This window comes from Haloarcula sp. CBA1122 (assembly GCF_009741785.1).
GTDB classification, from domain to species: Archaea; Halobacteriota; Halobacteria; order Halobacteriales; family Haloarculaceae; genus Haloarcula; species Haloarcula hispanica.
Window position 1 is genome coordinate 128,728 of the sequence record NZ_WPCB01000001.1, and the last position, 26,335, is coordinate 155,062.

General features: G+C 54.4%; 17 protein-coding genes. 12 read left to right on the forward strand and 5 right to left on the reverse strand.

All coding sequences use genetic code 11. The annotated features are described in order from the left end of the window. Positions 1-2,181, forward strand: a complete 2,181-nt coding sequence (locus GJ630_RS00625) for an LUD domain-containing protein (protein ID WP_064289111.1) — start codon at positions 1-3, stop codon at positions 2,179-2,181. 210 nt (positions 2,182-2,391) lie between these two features. Here GJ630_RS00625 and GJ630_RS00630 read toward each other — a convergent pair whose 3' ends face one another. The 3 genes from GJ630_RS00630 to GJ630_RS00640 all read right to left on the reverse strand — a co-directional run bounded on the left by GJ630_RS00630 (position 2,392) and on the right by GJ630_RS00640 (position 6,695). After that, a complete protein-coding gene (locus GJ630_RS00630) occupies positions 2,392-3,741 on the reverse strand; it encodes a hypothetical protein (RefSeq protein ID WP_064289112.1) in 1,350 nt (449 codons plus the stop codon). Between the two features lie 125 nt (positions 3,742-3,866). Continuing rightward, on the reverse strand, positions 3,867-5,201 hold the full coding sequence (locus tag GJ630_RS00635; protein WP_064289113.1) for a glycerate kinase: 1,335 nt from the start codon (positions 5,199-5,201) through the stop codon (positions 3,867-3,869). 570 nt (positions 5,202-5,771) lie between these two features. Beyond that, the gene (locus tag GJ630_RS00640) at positions 5,772-6,695 is read right to left on the reverse strand and encodes an NAD-dependent epimerase/dehydratase family protein (protein WP_371726677.1); all 924 of its coding nucleotides are present in this window, start codon (positions 6,693-6,695) and stop codon (positions 5,772-5,774) included. A gap of 436 nt (positions 6,696-7,131) precedes the next feature. Between GJ630_RS00640 and GJ630_RS00645 the strand changes: the two genes are divergently transcribed. From GJ630_RS00645 to GJ630_RS00670, 6 genes are all read left to right on the forward strand, one after another. After that, on the forward strand, positions 7,132-8,451 hold the full coding sequence (locus GJ630_RS00645) for a glycosyltransferase family 2 protein (protein WP_129756236.1): 1,320 nt from the start codon (positions 7,132-7,134) through the stop codon (positions 8,449-8,451). 219 nt (positions 8,452-8,670) lie between these two features. Beyond that, entirely contained in the window at positions 8,671-9,951 is a 1,281-nt protein-coding gene (locus GJ630_RS00650) for a nucleotide sugar dehydrogenase (RefSeq protein WP_191449121.1), read from the forward strand. A 169-nt stretch (positions 9,952-10,120) separates the two neighbouring features. Next, complete coding sequence (gene wecB, locus GJ630_RS00655; protein ID WP_129756234.1) at positions 10,121-11,236, forward strand: non-hydrolyzing UDP-N-acetylglucosamine 2-epimerase; 1,116 nt, start codon at positions 10,121-10,123, stop codon at positions 11,234-11,236. A gap of 297 nt (positions 11,237-11,533) precedes the next feature. Next, the gene (locus tag GJ630_RS00660; RefSeq protein ID WP_191449122.1) at positions 11,534-12,511 is read left to right on the forward strand and encodes a DUF1616 domain-containing protein; all 978 of its coding nucleotides are present in this window, start codon (positions 11,534-11,536) and stop codon (positions 12,509-12,511) included. 868 nt (positions 12,512-13,379) lie between these two features. Beyond that, on the forward strand, positions 13,380-14,381 hold the full coding sequence (locus GJ630_RS00665; RefSeq protein WP_252718671.1) for a glycosyltransferase family A protein: 1,002 nt from the start codon (positions 13,380-13,382) through the stop codon (positions 14,379-14,381). 308 nt (positions 14,382-14,689) lie between these two features. Further along, entirely contained in the window at positions 14,690-15,898 is a 1,209-nt protein-coding gene (locus tag GJ630_RS00670) for a glycosyltransferase (RefSeq protein ID WP_129756232.1), read from the forward strand. A gap of 16 nt (positions 15,899-15,914) precedes the next feature. Here GJ630_RS00670 and GJ630_RS00675 read toward each other — a convergent pair whose 3' ends face one another. Then, positions 15,915-17,132: a glycosyltransferase family 4 protein gene (locus GJ630_RS00675; protein ID WP_129756231.1), complete on the reverse strand. Its 1,218-nt coding sequence runs from the start codon at positions 17,130-17,132 to the stop codon at positions 15,915-15,917. Positions 17,133-17,543: 411 nt separating this feature from the next. Between GJ630_RS00675 and GJ630_RS00680 the strand changes: the two genes are divergently transcribed. The 5 genes from GJ630_RS00680 to GJ630_RS00695 all read left to right on the forward strand — a co-directional run bounded on the left by GJ630_RS00680 (position 17,544) and on the right by GJ630_RS00695 (position 23,726). Next, a complete protein-coding gene (locus tag GJ630_RS00680) occupies positions 17,544-18,344 on the forward strand; it encodes a hypothetical protein (protein WP_371726682.1) in 801 nt (266 codons plus the stop codon). 182 nt (positions 18,345-18,526) lie between these two features. After that, positions 18,527-18,796 carry a hypothetical protein gene (locus tag GJ630_RS00685; RefSeq protein WP_191449124.1) on the forward strand — a complete coding sequence of 90 codons (270 nt, stop codon included), beginning with the start codon at positions 18,527-18,529 and terminating at the stop codon, positions 18,794-18,796. Next, entirely contained in the window at positions 18,789-19,889 is a 1,101-nt protein-coding gene (locus tag GJ630_RS19805) for a glycosyl hydrolase family 28-related protein (RefSeq protein WP_252718672.1), read from the forward strand. Before GJ630_RS00685 ends, GJ630_RS19805 begins: the two co-directional genes overlap by 8 nt. After that, the gene (locus GJ630_RS19810; RefSeq protein WP_252718673.1) at positions 19,840-21,657 is read left to right on the forward strand and encodes an Ig-like domain-containing protein; all 1,818 of its coding nucleotides are present in this window, start codon (positions 19,840-19,842) and stop codon (positions 21,655-21,657) included. Before GJ630_RS19805 ends, GJ630_RS19810 begins: the two co-directional genes overlap by 50 nt. A 260-nt stretch (positions 21,658-21,917) precedes the next feature. Further along, positions 21,918-23,726 (forward strand): hypothetical protein, encoded by a 1,809-nt coding sequence (locus GJ630_RS00695; RefSeq protein ID WP_191449125.1) that lies wholly within the window; start codon positions 21,918-21,920, stop codon positions 23,724-23,726. 99 nt (positions 23,727-23,825) lie between these two features. Here GJ630_RS00695 and GJ630_RS00700 read toward each other — a convergent pair whose 3' ends face one another. After that, complete coding sequence (locus GJ630_RS00700) at positions 23,826-25,313, reverse strand: chitin-binding protein (RefSeq protein ID WP_371726685.1); 1,488 nt, start codon at positions 25,311-25,313, stop codon at positions 23,826-23,828. Positions 25,314-26,335: the final 1,022 nt, after the last annotated feature.

The window sequence follows — 26,335 nt, forward strand, 5'->3', positions numbered from 1 at the left end:
ATGGCGACCGCCGACGAACTCCGCGAGCTGATGCGGACCGAGGGCGCGGCAGTCGCGGAGAACACGCAGGGGTTCAACACGGGGCGCTACGACTCTGTCGCGGACCTGGGAGACTACGAGGAACTCAAGCAAGCGGCCCGGAGTATCAAGGAGGACGCCATCGAGGAACTTCCAGATCTCCTCGACCAACTGACGGAGGCCGTCGAAGCGAACGGGGGAACGGTGTACATCGCCGACGACGCCGCCGACGCGAACGACTACATTCGCGATGTCGTCGACGAACGAGCGGCTGACCGGGTCGTCAAGAGCAAGTCGATGACCAGCGAGGAGATCGAGGTCAACGAAGCGCTCGAAGCAGATGGCGTGGACGTGGTCGAGACGGACCTAGGCGAGTGGGTGTTGCAGGTCGCCGACGAAGCCCCTTCTCACATCGTCGCCCCGGCGATTCACAAGTCCCGCGAGAGCATCGCGGAGCTGTTCAACGAACGGTTCGAGCCCGACGAGCCGCTGGAGACGGCCGAGGAACTGACCCGCTTCGCCCGGAAAAAGCTGGGCGAGCAGATCATCGACGCGGAAGTCGGCATCACCGGTGCGAACTTCGTCACGGCCGATACCGGGACGATGGCGCTGGTCACCAGTGAGGGCAACGCCCGCAAAACCGTGGCCGCGACGGACACGCACGTCGCAGTGGCCGGCGTCGAGAAGGTCATCCCGACGGTTGGAGACCTCCACCCGTTCATCGAACTCATCGGTCGGTCGGGCACCGGACAGGACATCACGTCGTACGTCTCGCTGCTGACCCCGCCAGTCGACACGCCGGTCGTCGATTTCACCGACGACGAAACGCCGCTGTCTGCGTTCGACGCCGACCGCGATTTCCACCTTGTACTCATCGACAACGGCCGGCTGGAGATGCGGGACGACGAGCACCTCCGGGAGACGCTGTACTGCATCCGGTGTTCCGCCTGTTCGAACTCCTGTGCGAACTTCCAGAGCGTGGGCGGCCACGCCTTCGGCGGGGAGACGTATTCAGGTGGCATCGCGACCGGATGGGAAGCCGGCATCGAGGGGCTGGACGTGGCCGAGGAGTTCAACGACCTCTGTACCGGGTGTACCCGCTGCGTGAACGCCTGCCCGGTCGGCATCGATATCCCATGGATCAACACCGTCGTCCGGGACCGGATCAACCGCGACAAGGACGCTCCCGGAGAGTGGCTCGTCGACGGACTCACGCCCGACGAGGAGGACGACGGTGCGCCACTGCAAAAGCGCTTCTTCGGCAACTTCGAGACCGTCGCAAAGCTCGGCAGCGCCACCGCACCGGTGTCGAACTGGCTGGCCGACACGACAGTCGCACAGCAAGCGATGGCCCGAATTCTGGGTATCGACCCGCGACGTGACCTCCCGACGTTCGAGCGGGAGACGCTCGTCGACTGGGCCGCTGCCCGTGACTCACAGGTCACAAACCCCGAGCGCCGGGCGGTGCTCTACCCGGACCTGTACACGAATCACGTACAGGTCGAGCGCGGCAAAGCCGCGGTGAAGGTGCTCGAATCGCTGGGCGTCGACGTGGTGGTCCCACCGGTACCATCCAGCGGCCGCGCGCCGCTATCACAGGGTATGGTTGCGACGGCGACAGACCACGCTGAGCGGGTCACAGAGGCCCTCGAACCTCATATCGAAGACGGCCGCGATGTGGTCGTTATCGAACCGAGCGACCACGCGATGTTCACACGGGAGTACGAGCGCCTCCTCGACGAGTCGGCGTTCACCGACATCGCGGAGAACAGCTACGAGGTCTTCGAATACGTGTTCGGGCTGCTCGACAACGGGGCGTCCGTCGAGTCGCTCTCGACAGTCACCGGCGCTGAAATCGCGTACCACAGCCACTGCCAGCAGCGGACGCTCGGGCTCGAAGCTCACACTGTCGCTGTGCTCGAAGAGTGTGGCTACGACGTCGTCACGTCCGATGTGGAGTGTTGCGGTATGGCCGGGAGCTTCGGGTACAAGTCCGACTACTACGAACTGAGCATGGACGTCGGCGACCGACTCCGGACGCAGTTGCGCGAGGACGGTGTCCAAGACCGCCCCGTCGTCGCAAGCGGGACTTCCTGTCTCGAACAGATCGACGCCCTGCTGGAACGGCAGCCGCGCCATCCTATCGAGCTGTTGGCGACATAAACTGAGAACCGCGTGCAGGCAACAGGACACAGCCCCTAACGCGTGTACGGCCGTTATTTATCCCGTATTTATACCTCTTGCGCGTGTTGGGCTACGTATTGGAATGGACACCACGACCCGAGATGTCGTGCGTGCCGGTGTGACGCGTGCGTATCGTGTCTTGTCCTGTCTGCGGTCTGCAGTGCACGTATGCAGGTCCGCTACCGACAGCTATTCGCGGAGTGGCGGCGCGGCGAGCTGTCCGTTGTCGAACTCGATCGGCGACGGCGCTTCGACGACTCGGAGGTCGTCACGGTCGCGTGCGGCCTCGACCAGCGCGGGTGACGCGTAGAGCTGGTGGAGATGCATCGTGTCGGCCGCACGGAGCACGCGAACGGTGTCGGTGTCGACGACCCCTATCGTCGACAGTGCGGCGACGATGCCGGCGCGGTCGGTTTCGACCACTGGCGGTACTTTCACCCCGCGAATCGTGCTCGCGGTGAGCGCGTTGATCAGCGACGTCTGCGCGTCGAGTTCCGCGACGACATCTTCGTGGACGACATCGGCTGAACCGACGCCCATCGCGTTCCCGTGAGTCTTCTCTGTCAGCCCGCGTGTGAAGATGCGCTTGATGTCTGGCGTCTCCGGAGCCGGCTCGTTTATCGAGAACGGTCGGCGGCCGATGACGTTAGTATCGAGTCCCTGGCCGCTGATTTCCTTCCCCTGGCGGTCGAATACCACGAGATCGAGTTCATCGAACGGGAGCTTGGGCATCAGTTCGTAGGCGGTCTCTAACAGTTCCGCCTCGCGGTCGAGGAAGCCACTTGGCGGCACGCCCTCTATCAGCGTCGTCTCGTCGTGCTGGTCCTCGACGATTGCGACGCCGCCGACAATCGGCAACTCGTCGAGCAACTGCCCGGTGATCTCTGGAATCATCCGCCGGAACGACCAGTCGACGGCCCACTTGTGCGCGATCTGTGCGCCGCGTTGCTTGCCCATGCCGATGACGAGCATCTTCGAGAGCCCGCTCTCGACTGGCCCGTCGAAGTCCGTATGCGGTTTGACGCGGTTGATGGGAATGATTGCATCAGCCGCCACAGCCGTATCGTCTGCGACGACGGGCACGTCCCGGTCCGGCGTTCGCCCGACCTCGACCACGTCCATGGTCGACCGGATTTCACAGCCGATAGCCGACTCGGTCACGCCGAGTTCGTTCAGCATCGTTCGCTGGCCCTCGCCGGTAGCCCCACCGTGGCTCCCCATGGCCGGGAAGACGAACGGCTCGTAGCCGGCGTCGGAAACTGCGTCGGCGACACCGGCGACAATAGTGGGCAGGTTCGCGATACCACGGCTGCCGACGCCCAGCGCGACTTCGCCGCCTTCTGGCACGTCGGCAAAGGACAGGGACTCGACCGCCCGGGCCGCGTGTGTTGCGACGTCGTCCGGCGCTATCGGGTCCGTCTCCCAGTTCTGTTCGATGACGCCGAGTTCGGGGAGCGGCGGGTCGCCACAGGCATCGACGATTGTTTCTTCCGGAACGGAGAGGGCGTCCGCCGCGATCTGTTGATCGGATGCGTTCATACGCAGCATATCAGACTGTCTGTTGATAAACGTGAGCCACGGATCGAACGGTACTGCCCTTCCATCGTGATGCGGCAGTCCGGTAGTACCACTCGAAAATAGCCACCGTGTCTCGGGGGCCGGCATTACTCGCTCGGGTCTGGGATAACGAGCACGGCCACGTCGTTGACGTTCGTCCCGGTCGGCCCGGTCTCGACTGTCGCCTCGATTTGAGAGAGGTACGAGCCGGCGTCGTTTGCGAGAAGCGCGTCGCGGGCCCGTTCGCGGTCGGCGACGACGGTCGCGTCAGCGATAGCCCCGGCCACGTCGGAGCTCCCGTCTTCGCCGTCAGTGTCGACGGCGGCGATGACCGCGTCGCCGTCGTGGACCAGTGCGCCGGAGAGGACGAACTCCTGATTGGGGCCGCCTTGTCCACCGTCCCCGGTCACGGTCACAGTCGTTTCGCCGCCGGCGAGGAGGACGGCCGGCGGCTCGACGGGTGTTCCCGTCGCCGTAGCTTCTTCGGCGATAGCGACGAGCGGTTTCGCCACCTCGCGGGCTTCGCCGCGCAGGCGAGACGTGAGCACGAGCGGTTCGTACCCGGCTTCCTGTGCGACAGCAGCGGCGGCGTCAAGTGCGGTTGCGTTGTCCCCAATGAGATGGTTCGTGACCCGGTCAAAGACCGAATCGCCGGGAAACGGTGTCTCCGATATTCGGCCGTCTCGTCCGGCTTCGAGGTGGTCTCGAACGGCCGGCGGTGGAGTGAGGTCGTACTGAGCAAACACGTCAAGGGCGTCCTCGTAGGTGGCTTCGTCCGGAACTGAGGGCCCGCTACCGATGGTCGAGAGGTCGTTCCCGACAACGTCGCTGATCAGTACCCCGGCGACAGTGGCGGGAGCCGCGCGCCGTGCTATCTGCCCGCCTTTCAGGTCCGAGAGGTGCTTCCGGACCGCGTTGATCTCTTCAATCGGGACGCCACCACTCAGGAGTCTGTCGGTCGTCGTCTGGAGGTCGTCCAGCGTCAGGTCTCCGGCCGGAGCCGACAGAAGCGCGCTGGCTCCGCCGGTCAGGACAAACAGCACGAGCGTGTCTTCGTCGGCGTCGTCGACGGTTTCGAGAATATCGATGGTCACCTCAACGTTCCGGTTCGACGGTAACGGGTGGTCTCCGACGGAACTCCGGACGGTTTCGGTGTCGATAGCCTGCTCGACGACGACGTGGCCGCCGCTGAGGGAGTCGCCGAGAATGGATTCGAGCGCGCGGGTCACGCCACCCGTGGCTTTCCCGCCGCCGACAACAACGACATCGGTGTAGTTGCCGAGGTCGTACGTTGTCTCACCGACTGTCAGCGTCTCACCGACGCGGCTGACGACCGACCTAGTGGCCACTTCTGGCGCAGCCGCGGCCACGGCGGCCTCGATACAATCGAGTGCCACCTCGCGTGCAGCGTTGGCAGCCAGTGCGGCCCGGTTCTGAATCATACAACTGTTTCCATCCGAATCGGTAAAAGTCCCCTCGGTAGCAGAGGTCAGCGAGCGCTGTCTGCCGCCATGAGATACCAGCCCTACCGATAATGTGATCATTATATAGCTACTGTTTAAAACCGTCCCAATATACCCCAGCCCTGCTGGAAGCTCCGTCCGAAGATATTCCCGAGTGAGGGTACTTGTAACCGAGTGGATTGCCCAGTTAGAACTGGGTAGAGGCCAAGAAATAGAGCATTCTGACATTTCCTGTTACAGTCAGCGTCCGATGCACCTCCGTCCTCATCGTGCCGGTATCCACTTCTCAACTCTCCGGGCTACTCCAGTCGCCAGTTCTCGGTGTATTATATTGGGCTGCTTGAGCAAGCCAAATGTTTTGGATCAGGACCAGTGGTAGACGTTGTTTTATATCATTACGTATGGATTATCTATATCCTTCATACGGACATCACTGAATCGATGAAGCAAGCAAGTATCTACATCTTTGATATCGAGATCAAATAACTGGTCTGAATGTGGATCTCTTATTATATTTGTACATATAACTCGATCAGCAACCGGCGGCGTTTATTCCCCTTCAGCACTGAGCGTCGATTCAAGCCCTTTTTCAAGCGACACTGTTGGTTCATATCCCAGCAGTGTGCGTGCGTCACTGAGATCTGCTTCGCTCTCCTTGATGTCATCTGTGCGTTCAGGGACGTGTTTTATCCCCACATCCGTTCCAACGACATCTCGGACGGTTTCGGCGAGTTCGTTGATAGAGATACTTCGTCCAGTTCCGACGTTGAACGGCCTGCCGATAGCATCCGTTGTAGCTGCAAGCAGGTTTGCACGTACGACATCATCGACGTGGACGAAATCTCGCGTCTGTTCCCCGTCACCCTCGATTGTGAGCGGGTTGCCCGCCTGCGCCTGCCGGATGAAGGTGCCGATGACACCGGCGTACTCCCCGTCAAGCCCACGCGGCCCGTAGACGTTGAAGTATCGTAACGGAACTGTCGGCAGGCCGTACCGTTCTGTGTAAAACTGCGCATACTGTTCACCGAGATGCTTCTCGATTCCATATGGAGTGCGTGGGTCGGCCGGCTCCGCTTCTCTAATCGGGACTGTATCGGGATTGCCGTATACGGCGGCACTTGAGGCGAGTACGACCCTTGCATCCTGCCGTCGAGCGCAATCGAGAACGGTGACGGTTGCCGACCCGTTGAGCTCGTGACAGTCGACCGGCTGCTCGATTGACTCGGGGACACTAACCATCGCGGCCTCATGAAAAACTATGTCGACGTCGTCCATCGCTTTGCTGACTGTTTCCGTATCTCGTATATCACCCTCAATTACAGTCACATCCTCCGGGAGGTTTGCTCGCCGTCCCGTCGAGAAGTTATCAAGGACTTGAACATGGTTATCCACCGCTAACGCTGATGTTAGATGGCTTCCAACGAACCCACCACCCCCGGTAACTAGCACCCGACAATTGCTGACATCATTCATCGACATGTCATTCGAAGACGCGGTTTTCATGTTTTAAGTTATTCGTAGACATACGTCTCGTTTCCCGAGCGAGTCATCTCGATCTCACAGAGACTGTGCCGAACTATAGTAGCCATTGAAAATCAATGCACACCTGATTGCACGACGGCAGTGCGATCAGTGTTAAATCGTTTCAATTGTTACTATAATCCCATCTGATACCGTAGCGATCATGCGTTGTATCCCCGCGTCAGACTATACTTTGTTACCTGCTTTTTGCGGATAATACAGGATTGGGGCAATCTCGGAAAGCTGGGAATAACAATGTGATAACTCGTTCACAGCAGAGCACAACGGAGTCCACTACTCGCCACAATGATACCACTATACGTACTGGAGCGTGTGGGCGACCACACCGAACGACCGCCATCGAGAGCGGTTCCGGAGTGGGACTGAGATGTCGGATAGAATCCAACAATCACCCGCTAATGACGGTATCCGCGAGGTTTCCAAGAACTTGCCCGCGGTGGGACTAGTCGCGACCGAGTCGAACGCTGAGTGGATCGCGGCTGAAATCCTTCGCATACACTCACGGGCACACCAAGCAATCGTTACAGCTGCTGTTGATGCTGACCTTCAGGCACTCACTTTTGCCCGGTGGCTTGATGCAGAGGTGGTTCTCCCTTCTGGAAACTGGGCTGAGACCGATACCCCTCGCGAGCGGTTGCGTCTGTTCGCTAAGCAAGCTGGGTATCCGGGACTCCTGTACCATGGTGAAGAGAAGGGGTCAGTTAATCTCTCGGCAAGCCGCGAAGCCCTGGAGAATACCGAGGAATTCACAGTCGAAGCCCGTCTTGAGCCCGTCACCGAGCCGGACCCGACTGTCATGGTCGGAATTCCCGCGTACAACGAGGCGGCGACGATTGGGGCAGTAGTGGAGTCAGCTAAGAACTATGTAGACACCGTTCTGGTGGTCGACGATGGGAGTACTGACGACACCGTCGAAGTCGCAGCGGCGGCCGGTGCAACAGTGTATGAGCACGACCGTAACATCGGGTATGGCGGTGCCCTCAACAGTATTTTCGACCAAGCTAGCCGTGGTGACGCCGACTACTTGGTCATACTCGACGCAGACGGGCAGCACGACCCCAGTGACATCCCGGAATTAATCGAACAACAGCGGAAATCCGGGGCGGAAGTTGTCATCGGCAACCGGTTCGATGAGGATGCAGACACCGAGATGCCGTTGTACAGGCGGTTTGGCCTATTTGCGGTTAACCTCATGACAAACCTCAGCCTCGGAATCCTCAAGCCGGCAAATCAGATCAGCGATACACAGAGCGGATTCCGTGCGTATAGTACAGAAGCCATAACCTCGCTCGCTGAGGACAACTCAATCGGAGACCAGATGGATGCAAGTACCAATATTCTGTACCATGCTCACTCAAATGGCTACCAGATCACAGAGGTTCCGACGACGATAGATTACGACGTGGAGACTTCTAACAACCTTGGCCCAGTTGAGCATGGGCTCACGCTCGTTGGAAACATTATTCGGACGGTTGAGCGAGAACATCCGATTATGTTGCTCGGCGTGCCTGGTGTCTCCTGCGTTCTGATCGGATTTGTGTTTACTTACCTTACGATGTTCAACTATCTTCAGTCCGGAACTTTTCCACTTGGACATGCTCTGGCTAGCACTACGTTCACAATTATTGGCATCCTCGCAGCCTTCACTGGAATCATTCTCCACTCCTTAGAATTATACCGCCAATAGCTGGCAGTTCAAGTATTCAACGGACAAATTAGGGTTCGTATCTTTCTTTCTCAGGTGTCGGTTTACCAGAGTGTTTGATTTTTGATTGGGAACAACTTCTGCATAACAAAGGGTAACCTATATGATTCGTACGTCAATGGAGCACGAACCCATATTAGACTATCTGGAACGGGGACAGCGCTACGAGTCAATGATAAAACTACGGGAGGCACTGGAAATATGACTATCTGCGTCCATGGGCTCGGCTATATCGGGCTTGCAACCGCATCGCTGTTCGCCAACGAAGGCACCGATGTCATTGGTTTCGATGTCAACGAAGATGTGATAGATCGCCTCCACGAAGGCGAGCCCAAAGTCAGCGAGTCGGAGCTTGAGTCGTACATTCAGGATGCGTTAGAGTGTAATCTAACGCCGAGCCGTCGCCCCCAACCCGCTGATGTGCATATCATCTGCGTTCCAACACCGTACGACGAACTGAACGATGAGGCGGATCTGACCTACGTGAAGGACGCTGGGCGAAACGTGGCCAACGTTCTCAGGCCTGGCGACACCGTCATTCTGGAATCAACAGTGCCGCCGGGAACAACTACCGGAATCCTGGCGCCGATCATATCACGAAGCGATCTCAATATCGGTGAAAATGTCCACTTGGGGTACACACCGGAGACGGTGATGCCGGGGAATACGCTCACAGAACTCCGAACCAACGATCGAATCGTTGGAGGTGTTGATGAGGCCTCAGTTAGCGCTATCAAGTCCCTCTACGAACCGCTTACCAGCGGAGAGATACATGTCGCCGCTGACCCAACAACCGCCGAGTTCGTGAAACTCGCACAGAACGCTGAGCGAAACGTTAGTATCGCGTATGCTAACACGCTCGCTCTCCTTGCAGAGAACTACGGCATTGATGTGCGGTCTGCGATCACCCTCGCAAACAACCATCCGCGGGTTGATATTCTGAGTCCAGGCCCAGGGGTAGGTGGACACTGCCTTCCTGTCGACCCACGGTTCCTGAGCGATGGCTCTGGTGCAACGGAGCTGATCGATATAGCGAACCGGGTCAACGGCAGGATGCCTGAGCACGTTATCAGATTACTCGAGGACGCTATCGACTCGCTCGAAAATAAGACTGTAGCTGTCCTTGGAATCACGTACAAGGGTAACGTCAGCGATACCCGAAATAGTCCAGGCTTGGAAATAGCCCAGCTGCTCGGTAATGTCACAGTGGATACACGCCCGGCCATGGATGGGGGTTGGGACGAGGGATCAGTCACTATTCACGACCCACGGGCGACGGACTCCAGACTACAGCTCGTTACGCTCGATACAGCAGTAACTGGCGCTGATGCAGTGATATTCGGGGCAGCACACGATGAGTTTGCAGACCTTAACCCGGAAGACATTCGGTCGAAAATGACGGGCCGAACCGTGGTTGACCCGGTCGATGTAATCGACGTGGATCACTGGACTGAGCACGGGTTCGATGTCCGGACAATCTGAGTTGTTCTACGAATACCATTCTGTTATAACAACCCCCTCGCGGACGGCTGGTCATCATCAACGGCGTAGGAGGCCTATAACAAATCCTGTTGACGACTCACGGAACCGCTATGAAACCTGATTGGGTGGCACTATTGTCAGAATTTCGCCCTACGAGGCGAGGACGACAATGACTGACAGCACTGTGGGTTTCGTCCTTGGAACGCGTCCCGAGATTATCAAGTTAGCCCCGGTAATTCAGGAGTGTCACCGGCGTGGCGTCGACACACACATCATCCACACTGGGCAGCATTACTCAGATTCGCTGGATACCGTCTTTTTCCGACAACTCGGATTATCACCGCCAGATACGAACCTCGAAATCGGATCTGACGATCACGGGGCTCAGACTGGTGCGATGCTCGCTGGTATTGAGAAAGAACTTCAAGATGCCGAGCCAACGGTGGTGTTTGTCCAAGGGGACACGAACTCGACTCTCGCAGGTGCACTAGCGGGGAGCAAGATGGATGTCGACGTAGCCCACGTCGAAGCTGGGCTTCGGAGTTTCGATGACGACATGCCCGAAGAGACGAACCGCGTCATCATCGATCACATCTCCGATTACCTCTTTCCCCCGACCGCCGAGACAGCGGCGTTGCTCCGAGACGAAGGGGTCCCCGAGGACCGCATCACAGTCACCGGAAATACGATCGTCGACGCAGTCGAAACCTTTGATGATGAAGCCGCAGACAAAAGTCGGATCCTGAGTGAACTCGGCCTTTCCGAAGGGCAGTTCGACCTATTGACTGCTCACCGGGCGGAAACAGTTGACGACCGGGAAGCCTTCGAGCGGATTCTCAGCGGCGTTGCACGGGCAAGCGCTCAAGCGGACCGGGAGGTCATCTACCCGATCCATCCCCGAGCAGAGGATCGCCTCGAAGAGTTCGGTATCGCAGTCCCCGATCAAGTTCGTCTTATCGAACCACTGGGGTTCTTCGATTTCCTCAGATTAGAGAGTGCAGCGGACTTGGTGTTCACCGATTCAGGTGGTGTCCAAGAGGAGACGAGCATCCTCGGGACACCGTGTGTGACGCTCAGGTATGGAACTGAACGCCCTGAGACGGCGTTTGTCGGTGCGAATTGCGTTGCCGGCCGGGAGCCGAGTAGTATCACTGCAGCGGCGACACAGATGCGCGGAAAGGCTGAGGATTGGACGACGCCTTTCGGAGATGGGACAGCCGCCATTCAGATACTCGATTCAGTTTCGGAACTCCCCGTCAGGGAAGCAGTCACAGCGCCCGAGTGACCGGCCAGTAAGCACTGTGCGCCCGGTGCTGCTTCGGGTAGTTTCTCGAGTACGAATTGACCGCTCTTCAACGACTTGTTTGACCAAGGATAGGGAAGAACGACCAAATCTGTACAACTGGAAAGGCGTGTTCTGTCTGGTTGCTTTCCCGGTGGTAATTCACCGATTGACAACAGGTTACTCCCCATCCAATGACCTTATTTTGGCCAGATTCCGGACGGGAACTCTTGGCACTAATCCGTTACATGAACTGGTAGTAACTGTCTAATTTTATTACTACGACCGCACCAAGCGATAATGGCTACTGATGCTGATGCGAACATCGAGACGGAGACACTCCCGATCGATCTTCTGTTGGTCGGACTCCTTGGCTTCTGGCACCTCGGTGTTGCCCAGGGGTATTTCGAACAGTCTCCCGCAGGGATTTTTTTGGGGTTGGGGGCGGTACTTGTTGCACCGGGATACGCTCTAGTTGCGCTTCTATTCCCACGAGGATCTTCTGAGTCTGGTGGACTGTTTGACAACCGGGAAGGACGAATATCTGCCGGTGAACGACTTCTCCTTGCAGTCGGGAGCAGTGTCTGTATAGTTCCACTATTGGGGCTCGGGTTAGTCTTGGGCTCGCTTGGTGCGACTACCGGATCGTACCAATTCGCTATCAGTGTTACGACGGTACTTCTCACGTTTGCTGCAACGATCCGACGGGCGCGAGTGCCATCAAATGTGCGCTTCAGTCCCCTGCGGTGGATGACAACTGTACGGAGCCAAACGTTTTCAACACCGTCTGGGGGTGTTCCGACGATACGCATTTTGCTTGTATTTGGGCTTCTTCTCTCCGGTACCGGAATCGGGTACGCGGCCATATCGACTGAACGGGGTGAACAGTTTACCGAGTTTGCGCTGGTAACTGAATCCGCCGACGGAGAACCCATAGCGTCTGAGTATCCGTCACAGATCCCGCTCGGCAGTTCTCGGACTGTTCAGGTCTCCATCGGCAACCATGAAGGCCAAGAACTAAACTATACTGTTGTTGTCATTGCGCAGAGAATCGAGAACGGCAGTGTCCTGGCCACCGCACGGATTGACCGATTCAGAAACCGTGTCGGGGCGGGTGACACTCTCAAGCGGCCACATGAACTGTCCCCCACGCTGGTCGGTGATCACATTCGAGTTTCATACCTCCTCTACCGCAATGAACCACCAGTTGAGGCGAATCCTCGTCCCGAGAACGCGTACCGCCGCACACACATCTGGGTTAACGTCACCAGTGGCTGATAGCATAGGCTCGCGCTCCGCAAGGACCAAGCTAGCCCCGTAACGACTATTCGAGAGGTCTATTTTCTGCTATGTGTGGTACCTATGCTTGGCACAGCACACCTGTGACAAGCGCTTATTGTTTTCTAATACGAGATAGTATCAAAACGATGATTTCACAAGCCAGAAGGAATCCCGATTATTTTGCACGGGACACCACAGGCATTGGAGCCAGATGATATTCTCATTCAAAGTTGATACTGTTCCGCGGACATGATTTCTGCAGGAGAAAATGAATTGCGAAGACCGTTCGCACCCCTATCACGTCGTTCCTTCAAAAAACACCGAAAAGGATCAGACTACTTCAATGACCCGCTCAAACAGGAGGGAGAGAGTAATAAGCCAACCGACAAGCTTGGCAACCTGTAGCCGACGCCACCACTGCCCGTCTGCCAGCGGAGGGAACACCTCACTAGTTACGAGTAGGATCAGAAACAGTCCGACAAGGTAAACTCGAAGACCAGTGATGCCAACGACCCAGATGGTGACTAGCGAGAGCGTTCCTAGAGTCACAAACGATACGAGAAACCACTGGAACCGACTCTGGCTAGGTTTTGACATCGACATGGATGAAACCCACTTGGTCTCCGGCATATGGATTACGTACTAAAGCATAGTGAGACCTGACAAATAGTAATTCTCCTGAAAAGCTATGGTTGTGGTCGATAAGACACCGGCTAACGATACGCTGTTTTATTATTACACGTTAGTCCCTCCGCAATCAAAAGACGATATTGTCTGTATAATACCAATTCAGATCTGCCACCTTGGGGTTATCACCTCGTCCAGAAACCACTCTTGTCTGTCGGTAGCAATGTTGTACTTAAGTATGCCGGTTTACAAATTACAACTCAAGATTAACATGTCGGGGGAATGCCACACGAACGGTGAGAATCCGCTTGTGAGTGTAGTAATACCTACGTATGGGAGAGATGGACGCCTGCCAGCCGCGATTAAAAGTGTGCTTAACCAACAGTACGACCGGATCGAACTGCTGGTCGTTGATGACGGGTCACCGACACCTGTAGCGACGACATTACCCGAGGATATTTTGAGTGACGGGCGTGTGAAAACTATCCGGCATAAAGAAAACAGGGGTGCAAACGTCGCCCGAAATACGGGTATTCAGACTTTAAATGGTGATTATGTCGCGTTCCTTGACGATGATGACCGGTGGGACGAAACGAAGCTCAGGAAACAGGTCGATACGTTCACTGAATCATCACCCGAAACAGGAGTCGTTTACACATGGGTCAAACGGGAGAGCGCGACTGGAACAACGGTTTCAACCCCATCTGCGGCGGGCGAGGTGGTCACAGATCTGCTGACCGGCGCAAACTTCGGACAGTTCTCTTCGGTTCTAGTCGACACTGAGGTGATCTCCGATGCCGGGCTGCCCGACGAGAGATTTCCCGCGTGGCAGGACCGTGAGTGGTTTTTCCGGCTCGCACAGGCTTGCGAGTTCCAACCGGTCACGGAGACACTTACGTATCGCCAAACTGGCCGAGAGGATAGCATCACAGCAAAGTTCGAACAGAAGCGCGACGTCGCCTATCCTCTGTTTGTCGAGAAGCACGGCAGCCTCGCAGCGGAGTACGGGAAATACTACAAGCGGACCTTTCTCGCGTCCATGCGACGCTCGCTTGCACGGTCAGCAATCCATGCTGGACGGTACGACGAGGCCCGTAAATACTTCTTACTGGCCTTTTTTGCCAACCCACTCTACCGTCCTGTCCACCCCCATCTGCTACCCTCCTTGGGAGGAGAGTGGACCTACGAGGGTGTTGCGTCCTTGCGTCGGAAACTGACAGAGACCATACCTGCAAAATGAGGACGTATTGTGGTATTGGGCTTTGGAATCCCACTCGTACCGTGACTCAGTTGACAACATTTCTGTCCGCTCAAACAAAGCCTATCCGCTTGAAACGATTACAGATATCCGTATGAATACGCTACATCGACAAACTGGTAGGTAACACCGACTAAAATACGGTACCGAACAACTCGAACGGATAGCTTCCGCCTGATACCAATTTCTAATACACAGTCTGTGCTACTTCGATGCCATCGGCCATGTGAAGTTTGGTACCGAACGAATCCAGTGACTAACAAAGTCTATCTGACGGGTCCAACACAATAATGGACGAGCCGACGCCTTCAGACGGTGCTGGTTCTGCTGTCTCGACAGTAGCCGAACAGAATATCTCAGCTGCGACGGACGGCGACCGACCACTGCTGGCCTTTTTTATTCCGGATCTCTCTGTCGGTGGTGCAGAGCAGGTCGCGATCACAATCGCGAACGGGCTGGCCACCCGGGGGTACGACATTGACCTTCTCCTGTCACGGGCGAGCGGTGAACTCCGTTCAGAGTTGTCTGAGCAGGTCTCTATCGTCGAGCTTCCACCATCGACGACGCCAGTGGTTGGGGTGGCCGCACATCTGCCGTTCCTAGCTAGATATTTAAGTAAACACACGCCGGCAGCGTTGTTTCCCCATCTTGAACACCCAAGCATTGTCTCGCTCGCTATCAATAGGTTCCTCGACATCGATACAACCGTCATTCCGACGCAACACTCCGCGTTCGGACACGAAGTCGAGGCGACACCAAAGGATCAGATTGTCAGACGAATCGTCCCTTGGCTTTACCCCGCTTCGGATCAAATCATCAGTGTTTCTGAGGGCGTCGCAGACAGCCTCACTGACAGTACTCCAGTCGAACGCTCGGACATCTCAGTACTTTATAACCCAGTAGATGTCGAACAGATTCGTGGACGGGCCAGCCAAACAGTCGATCACGAATGGGTAGAGAACGATGATCGGGATGTCGTCCTATTTGTTGGGCGACACGCACGTCAAAAGAACTTGGATGGATGGGTCCGTGCGTTCGAGAAGGTAGTCAGTAGGAACTCGAATGCACGTGCAATCATAGCAGGAAAAGGACCGTGCCGAGCGAAAGTTCAGGCGACGGTCGAACGACTGGGCCTGTCAGACGTGGTGTCGCTTCCTGGATTCGTCGATAACCCGTATCGATATATGGCAAAGTCAGACGCTTTTCTCCTCTCATCTCGGTATGAAGGGCTACCGACGGTCCTGATCGAGTGTTTGGCGGTTGGATGTCCGATCGTTTCAACGGACTGTCCGAGCGGCCCAAGAGAAATTCTCTCCGATGGAGAGTATGGGACACTTGTTCCTATGGATGATGTGGATGGATTGGCTAACGCAGTCCGTGACACGCTTGCTGGTCCTCCTGATCCTGACCGGTTGCGGTCCCGCGCCGACGACTTCTCGCCGCGACCTGTGTTTGACGAGTACGAGCGGTTCCTCGAGGAGCACGTCTTCACAACCTAACACTATCTGGCGGGCATTAGTCCAAGACTTCAGACGTGGGGAGCTGTCCATCAGCGATGATCGATTCGTGGAGGTTCGCAAGTCGCTGACCGTGTGCTTCCCACGTCCATCCCTTCGATACCAACCGTTCCTTACCGTTTGTTCCCATCCGTTCTCGCTCTTTTGGATTGGTGATGAGACTGTTCAGGGCGGTGGCAAGCGCATTGGAGTCTTTCTTTTGGATCAAGAGGCCTGTCTCTCCGTCCACCACCTGTTCTGGGATACCGGATACGGCTGAGGCGACAACCGCAGTTTCGCTGGCCATCGACTCGTATATCGTGTTCGGTCGGCCTTCTGCGTGGCTTGGGAGCATGAAAATATCTGCGGCAGCGAACCACCGCCGGAGACCCAGCGGTGGGACTTCCCAGAGGACCCGATAGTTCTCGTGGTGACTAGCTTTGAGTTCAGCGATGAGGTCAGTGCGGAGATCACCGTAATGACCGACGAAAACGAAGGCTACGTCGTCGGTATGAATCTCATCCAGGGCTTCACAAATCTCGTTAATCCCTTTCCGTTCCGTGTACCCGCCACAGAACATGATTAGTGTGGTATCTCTCTCAATTCCTAGTTCTTGCCGAATCGTCGCCTCGTTGTCCGTTGGATACCGCGCTGGATTCGCCCCGTTTGGGAGCACAGTAGCTTTCGGTGTTTCGGTAATACTGTTGGCGGTTCGTGCGAGTGACTCACTCACGCAAAAGACACCGTCCGCGTAATTGAGGGTCTCTCTGATTTTTCTCCGACTGATCTGTGAGAGTTCATAGAAACTGTTTAAAATTTTCCCACGCCCCATGACTGTCAGCGGGATATCGTTGCTCCTACAGTACGGCACTAACCCGTAGCCATCGTAATGGATGTGGCCAGCATGGCAGATATCTGGCGTCTCAAAGTTCTCTGAGAGATACTCTGGGAGCATTTCGGAAAACGACCGTGACGATAACGTGTATTTGAATACTTTTTGCGGTAACAAGTAGAGGAATCTAGGGTAATGGACCTCGTGAGAACTGTAATCATGTCGGCTCGGTATGTCTCCGAACTCGGAGTAAGGACCTATCGGAGGCGCTCTCGGACGAGGAGTAACGACATCTAGACTAGTGTCTGTCATACTGAGCGCCCTGATGGATCGGAAATTGAACAGCCCCATATAGGGATTAAAGGGGTCTGGATGGTTCATCGCGCTTACGACCGCATCGTACATGAATACTAACTGGAAGTGGGTCTCATTAAGTATGCATCCGGTACTGGCTGTCCTGTTTGTGCCATCCTTGTTGAAATCTGAAAACAACAGATAAAATTTACATATATTTACTTGTATAATATCTATATTGAACTGCGTAACTACATCTGGGATGGTCCATTCACGATACTGTGGGTAGAATATTTATAACTATACCATCCACTGCAAAAAGTCTGCACTGTGCAGACTAATATACGCGAGTGGCTACGTACCCTTACAGGGGACCAAGTAGATGGGGGCGAGGAAGGACTCCGATATTTTTTAGGTGGAGCTTATAATGGCCTATATTTCTCACTGACCACTCAGTACCCTCTCGGCACGAACATTTACGAAAAAAAGTGGGATTTACTGATCGTACTAGACGCCTGTCGTGTGGACGCGTTGCGGGAAGTCGCACCCGAATTTGAGTTTATCGACAGGGTTGATAGCGTGTGGTCCACAGGAAGCTCTTCTCATGAGTGGTTGTGTAAAACCTTCACCCAGGAACACGCAGACGAGATCTCCGACACAGTATATCTCTCTACGAATCCGCATACTCAGCCGACATTTAAAGACGGGAAACGGCCACCGCGCAAGTACGTTGTGCCAGTTACTTGGGCAGATTGGAACGTAGTAGACGAAAGCCAGTTCAAACTCCTGAAACAGCTTTCTCGCCACCACAGGTACGAGGACTACTTCGATACGATTCCGCCGAATATCGTGACCGACCAAGCGATTCTTGCGGGACGAAAGCTCGACTTCGAGCGGATGATTCTTCACTATTATCAACCACACCGTCCGCATGTGGCATCCGCATACAGGGAACAACGGGATATCACTGACGCTGAGGATCACCCATGGGAAGCTATCGAACGTGGGGAGATATCCAAGCAAGAGGCTTGGGAGAATTATCTGGATAACCTTCGATTAGTCCTTGGCTCAATCCGTCGCCTGCTCAGTAACATAGATGCGGAGCGGGTCGCCATCACTGCTGACCACGGTGAATTGTTCGGAGAGATGAAACAGTATGGACATCCGGAGGGGATACCACATCCTCATCTCAAAAAGGTCCCGTGGGCTGTTACATCTGCCACAGATCAAAAAACCAGCAATCCGTGCGCGAGCGTTGCAGAGCAAGAAGAACCATCGAAGTCAGACGTCGAAGATCGTCTAAAGCATCTTGGATATATCTAATACCTCTCCTTGCTGATTGTTGAAGACTGAATTATTCGTTTCAGGCGATTTTCGACCGTTAGGTCAGTAGTGGGGAATATGAAATGGTAAGTATGCAGTTCACAAGATTTTGTATCGAATAACCAGATACCTATATAAAGTAACAATTTATAATACCATAGTCGGGTCGAATTCGGTACAGCATGTTAAGAGCGAACTACCTTGAGAAAGAAGTCATTACTGGGGCAGGAAATCAGTGTGAAACGAGTGAAGTGAATTCGGGGATATATGGCTGTTTCAGCCCGAGAAATGCCATTAAGGGACTGTTTACCAAACGAAAAACGGTAACAGTGGAACCGGTCGTGAGAAATTCACTTGGAAAGATCGCAACCACCACCGCCGAGGCGTGGATGGGTTCTGACAACAGGGCAGATAAGTCTGAGGAGACTAACCGGGAGGTTTCCAATGAGTAGACCAGCCTACGTGCCCGATAGTGCCGAAGACATCACGAATCACGGTGTTGGTCGCGATCACAACCCGAATGATCCAGACCTCTCTGCCGCACGAGAAGTTTTAAACGCGCTTCATAGTGCTATGGACGCTGCTGGTCCGAACGGATCGATATTTGTTCCGGAAGGGACCTACTACTTCGGTAGTGAGGACGTCTACTCTCTCATCAATCTGGGTGGAAGTCAGCCACGTGGCATCTCAGTTTACGGCGAGGGGCCTGCTAAGTCCACACTTGCGGTGACTGAACACATGGATCCTGCGGTTATCTCGAACCAGACGGCGTTTATCTACGACGGGGACGCAGACCATGGGGATGTCGAGATTCGTGGGCTTACGCTGGACGTAAACGCTCCCAATCTGGGCGATCTCAACGCGCACAGCGGCGGAGCAGATGGGTTCTCGCTTGCTGGTGATCCACTATCGTTCTCGCTATACAATGTTCGGATTACGGACACCTATACGCGGGGTATTAGATGCAGGCAGTACCTCTCATCCGCGAAATACTGTACTCTCGACCGGATCGGGATCGAATATCACAAAGACAGCGGATCAAATACACATCCGTTTGACTCGCTGCAGACGCCGAAAGGCAGCACCACTGTCATCGAAAACTGTAAAATAAAGAACTGTCCGGGCAGTGCAATAAACATTCGATACGGTGACGGAACCTACCGAATCCGGAACGTGTACGCCGCTGGGACAGGTAGTCAGTTCCTCAAACTCTCCGCCGGAGAGAGGGTCGAACTGCGCCGCATCAACCACACAGCATACACAGCGGAACTGGAATCGCTGCTCCCGGACGAGCCGAACGATGGATTCCTGGGTCGACACTTCATCCAGAGCCTGGGGGATCGTGGGGACACCAGCGTCACATTGGATATGGAACAAGTGTCGACGAAGAACCACACTTCGTATGCATTCCAAGTCCGTGATTCGGTGGGCGGTCCATCTGATATCACATGGATCGGCGATAGGATCGCGTTCGCCGGTTCGAACATGTACACTGATGATGAGGTCATCCGCGACCGACAGGGGGGCAGCGTTCAAGAACGTTGATGTTGGCGAGATATCGGTTCACGACACCGATGCGAAGGTGTTTGAAACCGAGGACTCGTACGGCTCTATCGCCACGCTCTCCACGGGTAACGTCGGTAGTGTCGGAAGTATGGGGGACATCAATGTAGGCAGTCACCTCTCTGGAGGGAGCCCGCTGAATGTGGATGTTCCAAGCGAGGACGAGGTAGGAGTGAAGAGCCAGAGTAGTACAGAGGAGGAAACGACTACTACTGAGACCGTAGACGACTCACAGAACGACCTCCCAGACTGGACAGCCCGGTGGGGCGGTGACCCTTCGGATTGGTCAGTCGTCTCGAATGATTCAACAACGGGCGACGCATATGTCGAGTTCAGTGCCAGTTCCGTTAATTCGCATGCAATGTCTTGGGACGATGTCGGCGAAAATACCGATATCGAGGTACTCGGACTGGTCCATGTCAGCTCGGAAAACAACGATGGCGACGGCTGGGGCCGTTTGATCGGCCGGGGAGGCACCGATGCCAGTGGAAACATGGTCGGCTATTCTGTCTGGTTTGTTCGAAGCGATGGGAGCATCAAGCTCCGAGTTGAGAAGGACTTCAATGGGTCACAAACCACACTTGGCGAAACTGTAGCCAATTCAAACCCCCTTGATGAATGGAGCTATCTCCGGCTCCGTATCAATGGTTCATCTGTACAAGCCAAAAACTGGAGTTATGGCGCGAAAGAGCCTGATTCGTGGGATATAGACGTAACTGATGGGGACGTCACCGATCCGGGATGGACTGGGATCGGATCTTGGTCGAGTGACACTCAGATGTTTGATTTCTTCAGCGTTGGTACCAGCGGTGAACCAGCCAGGCTCGACGACGCCAGGCCGGAAATCGCGTGGCAACAGCCCCTTTCTGAAGAAACAGTAGACGGTACAGTCACCTTGAAAATCAGCGTAACTGATGCCGAAGACGCTGCTGGCACCCCCACCGTCGAATATCGCGTCGACGGTGAGACGTGGTCGACTGCGTCGTTCAACTCGGATACGGGATACTATGAGGCCAGCTGGGACTCCTCAGGGCTATCAGACGGAACCCACACGCTTGATGCCACGGTGACCGACTCAGCCGGGAACACCGATTCGAGCAGCATTACCGTTACCACTGACAATAGTGGGACCAGTCCTGTTGTCAACGGTCTATCTGTTTCACAGGTCGAGACAGATACTACGGATGCGGCCTTTGCGATTGACTGGGAGGTCAGCGATTCGGACGGAGATCTCTCAACCGTCGATCTGGGCCTGTACGATGAAACCAACAACGAGCAGGAGGATACGAAGAGTGTTGCTGTCTCGGGTGGCTCAGCTACAGGAACAACGGATCTCACAGCGAGTGGAGACGACGGAACTGGAAACGAGTACACCATTGTGCTGACCGCGACAGACAATAGTGGAAACGGCACGTCTGCTACCGCGTCAGCGTCCGCATCTGGAGACGGCTTGAAACCGCAGATCGGACGGTTCAGTGTCTCTGAATCGCAAAAAGGTGACGGCAAAGCTAATATCACTGTCGTGTGGGACGTGCATAGTAGTGATAGCGAACTCCGGTCAGTTGACATCGATGTCGTTGATTCAGATGCCGTGGTAGAGAGCGTCCAGTGGGAAGTCAGCGGAAATACGGCTTCAGACATCGATATGTTCAACATCGAGCAGGTCACCGAGAGCAACTACAGCATCGCACTCACAGTGGTCAATAGTAGCGGGAAGTCTGTCTCTACAACCAAATCGGTAAGCGTCTAACAGCGGGACACACTGTCATTCGTCTCGTATCTCCGCGGTAATATGTGTGTGGGCTGTAGAATCTGTTTGCATTTTTCTCGGAAGAACAATTAAAACGCTACAGTACAGGATAAGCGCTCCAGAACAGGTTAGGAGCGCACTAACAATCATATTGACTATTCTATGGGCGTACAATACAAATGGTGGATACGTTCTCGACGAATACTAGACCGGTCGATACAAATGTCAATTCGCTGAGCAACGCCTGTGGGTAACAATTCATGAGCGAAAACTCTGAACAGACCGTTTTCACTCACTCGAGAACTACGGGAGCCATTGCAGTTGTCGGTGTCCTGCTACTTTCGATATCAACGGCTATTGCGGTAATTTCCCCTCCAGCCACCGAGTACGAGATATCGCTCTACGAATCATATCCGACTTCATTCTGGGGTTGTATCATCGGGTCTCTGTTTTCCGGGTCACTGTTGATATTTCGAAGCATCGGGAATTCGAACGAACGGTCGTGGGTCTTCGGCACTTCACTTATGTTGGCTACCGACGCGTTACTGCTACTGATGCCTCTCATACGGGGATATGTGATGTACGGAGATGCCGACCCGCTAACGCACCTCGGATACGTACAGGACATCGTCAACACAGGCACTACTGGGGCTAACATCTACCCTCTCGCTCACCTGCTTGTGCTCGCTACTGCCGACGCTACTGGACTGGAGGCTATGACATTAGCGATGCTGACGCCGGTGATTTTTTCCGCGGTATATTTTGGAGGAATGGTTTACCTCTTGTTTCAGGTAGCCGATTCGCGAAGGGGTTTCCTTCTGGGTCTCCCCTTCGTCTTGCTACCAATACTTGGATACAGCCATTCGCTGTTTCGTCCATTCGACTTTAGCATCCTGTTGATCCCGGTTGTTTTGTATCTCTTTTTCAAAAGCCAGCGGCATCCTACTCCTGCAATTAGAGCGGTTCTGGTACTCACACTCCTGAGTATTCTCCTCTATCACCCGCTAACCGCTGTGTTCGTTACAGCAATCTTTATGCTGTACTATATTGTTCAGTATCTTCCAAGAATACAGACGATATATCAGAGTCCGACGAGCGCCTTTGGGCTCTCGCTTGCGGTTATCATGAGTTGGTACTCGAATTTCCCTGGCGTTATACTGCGGTTCGATACTATCTATCGTGTCCTCTTCGGGTCGGATAGCAGCGATGCACCCGTTCAGGCGTACGCCCAAACTGCACAGGAGGCCACACCATCCCTGATCGATATTGTTCAGTTCGTTACGTTCAGATTTGGGACCGAAATGGTACTGTTTGGTCTTGGCGGGGGCCTGTTCGGAGTCGCTCTTCTGTTCGGTCTTAAAAAGGGAGACGTGCTGGACACTCGGACCACTATGATGGGGGCAGTTGTAGGCGTGTTCGGCACTAGTGGACTCTTGTTCCTTCTTCTTGACCTGATCGTCACGCAGGAGCGCCCCTGGCAGGTGGCCAAAATTGGCGCGGTGCTTTTGCTTGGACCCTTGTTCCACATAATTCGGATCCGCCTCGGGCAACCCAGCCGGTCGTTACTTGCCCGCAGCACAAAGCCAGCGATCACTCTTACAGTATTGGTGCTCATCGTACTGTCCACGCTCACACTGTTTCCATCACCGCTGTCAGGAATGACTAACGACCAGGTCACAGCGATGGAAGTCGAGGGCAGCGAGTGGCTCACCGAACACGAGACCGGAAACAGAGAGCTCTATCATTTCGATATAGAGTACCGACGGTTCCACCACGCAGAACACGGTGTGAGCGAAGAGCTATCATTCTGGGAGGTGTTTCTCCCACCCCATTTCAATTACACAACCAGTCAGTACTTCGGCCAGAACTACGGTAGCGATAAGTACGTGATGATCAACAGAAAAGGCCGAATCTTCTATCAGGAGACGTACCCGGATTATCCGCAGCGGTGGAAATACACGTCACAGGATTTCCAGCGTTTTAATCGGGACAGAACAGTTGACCGATCCTACGACAACGGTGATATCAGGATCTATCTGGCTAACGGAACCAAGATGGAGGGGACGTAGCAAAAGCACTACAGGACCGACTCCTGTCTGAGTATGCCAGACTGGATTTTCTCATTCAATTTAATTGCCACTTCAATCACCTCCTGAACAGGAGTTGGATCACCTCTTCCGGTTACCCGAATTTACGGTTACGTCTTCACCGGAGGCGACTGGGCTCACTCCTACCTCTTTTATACTGGGAACCGATGGACTGAAGCGGCCTTGGCCTTGGTTGTTTGCGTTGATAGTAACGTCACCTGCGTTCCCAATTCCATCTGTGTTGGAGTGGTTGAATGTATCTATCGTGCCTTGAGAACTGGTGAACATGAATGCCTTAGCCTTCGAATTGTGTATAGATAGCCGATCAATGTCGATGTTGGAGAACTTCCCAGCGCCATGGTCGCGAATGACTGCCTCGTCCCGAGCACGGTTGGTATTATAAATTGCAATCATGTCTCCCCTCCATATCACGTTCATCGGGCCATCTCCGATGGCGTCCTGTGCTTGGAACGCGTAATCAGACATGTCTCTAGAGAGAACGTTGTCCATGATGACGGTCGTCGGAGTGGTTCCTCGGTTCCCGAGGTTATTAATGAAAAATCGGCCGTGGAAATCAGGCCCGATGTCCCGCTTATCGACCTTCTGCTCTAAAGAGGGGGTGTTCGCTCTGTGATAGATGTTTTTCAGTTCTACGACCTTGCCCGCGGACATTTTACACAGCCCAGACCCCGTACCACTGATATAACAGTTGTGAATTTTGGTAACTCCATCGCCAAACCTAATATTGATCGCGTTTCCGGCACAGTCGATAAAACAACTGTTCTTGACAGTAAACTCGTCGCCTGCCTGCGGTCGGACAGAGATATGGTGGGAGTTCGAGTTTCCGTTGGTCGCGTTGTGGCGCCCGATTCCGTTATCCTGGAACGTACAGTTTGTGACCGATCTGAGGACAGCACGGCCACGAACCCCCGCTAAATGCCACCCTCGAATCCATGCACGCTTGAGATGGAAATTACCGTTTTTCGACATTTGGAGGCCCCAGGAGCCCCCGTTGTTCTCCGCGAGTCCGCTGACGTTTTCATAGTTCCCGTCCAGTTTGATATCTGCAATCTCGACGGTCCCGTGATCGTATCCGTCGTACCAGATAAAGCCGCTCTGGTTTGGACGGTTTTCAGCGGAAGCGTGTCTGGTAATTGCCAATACTGATTTGTTTGCCCCCTCTCCGATGATAGAAATACCAGCAGGCACGGTTTCACCGAACTCCACGTACGGGCTATAGCCTGAATCGTCACCGCCAAAATAGTACTCTCCTTCAGGAACAAATATTGTTCCTCCATGGCCGGCAGCCCTTGCAGCCTTGAGAATGGCGTTGAGATTTCGCTTCGCTGCTGCCGCACTGGGATCGTTCGGATTCGGCTCCGAACCGTAGTCACTGATATTTTCGGCGTCTTGGACTACCTCGGGCTCGTCAGTCGGTCGCGTAGGCGTTGCAGTCTGCTGAACCGGCGCCTTAGCAGACTTTTCAGTCCCGTTCCCATCTGGAGGTTCACCAGCACCCCTATCGAAACCCGGTAGCCAGGTGTAGAGTAGGCCTGTGATGATAGTCACGATACTTCCGATAAAAGCTATAAGCCTGCGACGACTGACCTCCCCAGAGCCACTTGTCATGACAGATATACGAAAGTTGTACTACCCGATATATTGGATCGATTGAAGTGGTACAAACGATGGAGGAACGTGATCATTGCTCTCGTCTCAAGGTAATATGCTCGGGACATTAGTATAGGCTTCCTACAGAGAAACCCAAATAAAATCCCCAGTCCTATTTTTCGCATTCCCTTCGACGGGAGCCAAACTCACTTTCACAATTCAAATGCCGGTTTTAACTACACATGGCACGGTTGAGAGAGTTGCTGAGATGTACTGAAGCCTGAATAGCTTCCATCTTTGGTATAGTGGAAATGAGATCGGTCCGTTATATAATATCAGACGAAAGACATACTTGGAATCCTCTTATGAGTTCTCCTCGACTCTGGCCCATGCACCGGGGTTCACTGTTCAGTTCAGAACAAGGTTTTGCATCGCTCTGAGGCAACTCGTTAAACGAAGGACTGTATGTTCTCTTACACGTACTCACTAAAATCCGTCATGTGAGTGTTGCTCTCTTGACCGAACGAGGTACTTGCACCTAGACTCCCCACTCCGATGGCTGCGGTTATCGCTGCTAGCCCGAACTGGAAGAAAGATCTCCGATTAAGATGGACTTTACCTCTCTCATTTGCTGTTAGAGTGGTTGAGCGTCCCGGAATCTTGTTATCGTCAGCAGTTGGTTTGTGCTTATCGGACATACATATGAGTGGAGTAGGTATATGCTAATTAGCCGTTCTCACACGGTATAAACGTACTACGTGTGTCTTTACTTCCTATGTACATAGAGTAGTTACCAATTATGCCCTCAAAACACATCGACTTGATACGCAAGACAGTTAGATATAATATGGTAATTGTATTATATTTACAGTAGGATATGGTTACCGGGCGGGTCGGAGCGGGTTGATGTGGTTTAGAGGCTGAGATCTGCTATGTGCAGGTGGGGAGACCGGTTTACTCGAAACAAAGCAATGTTACAG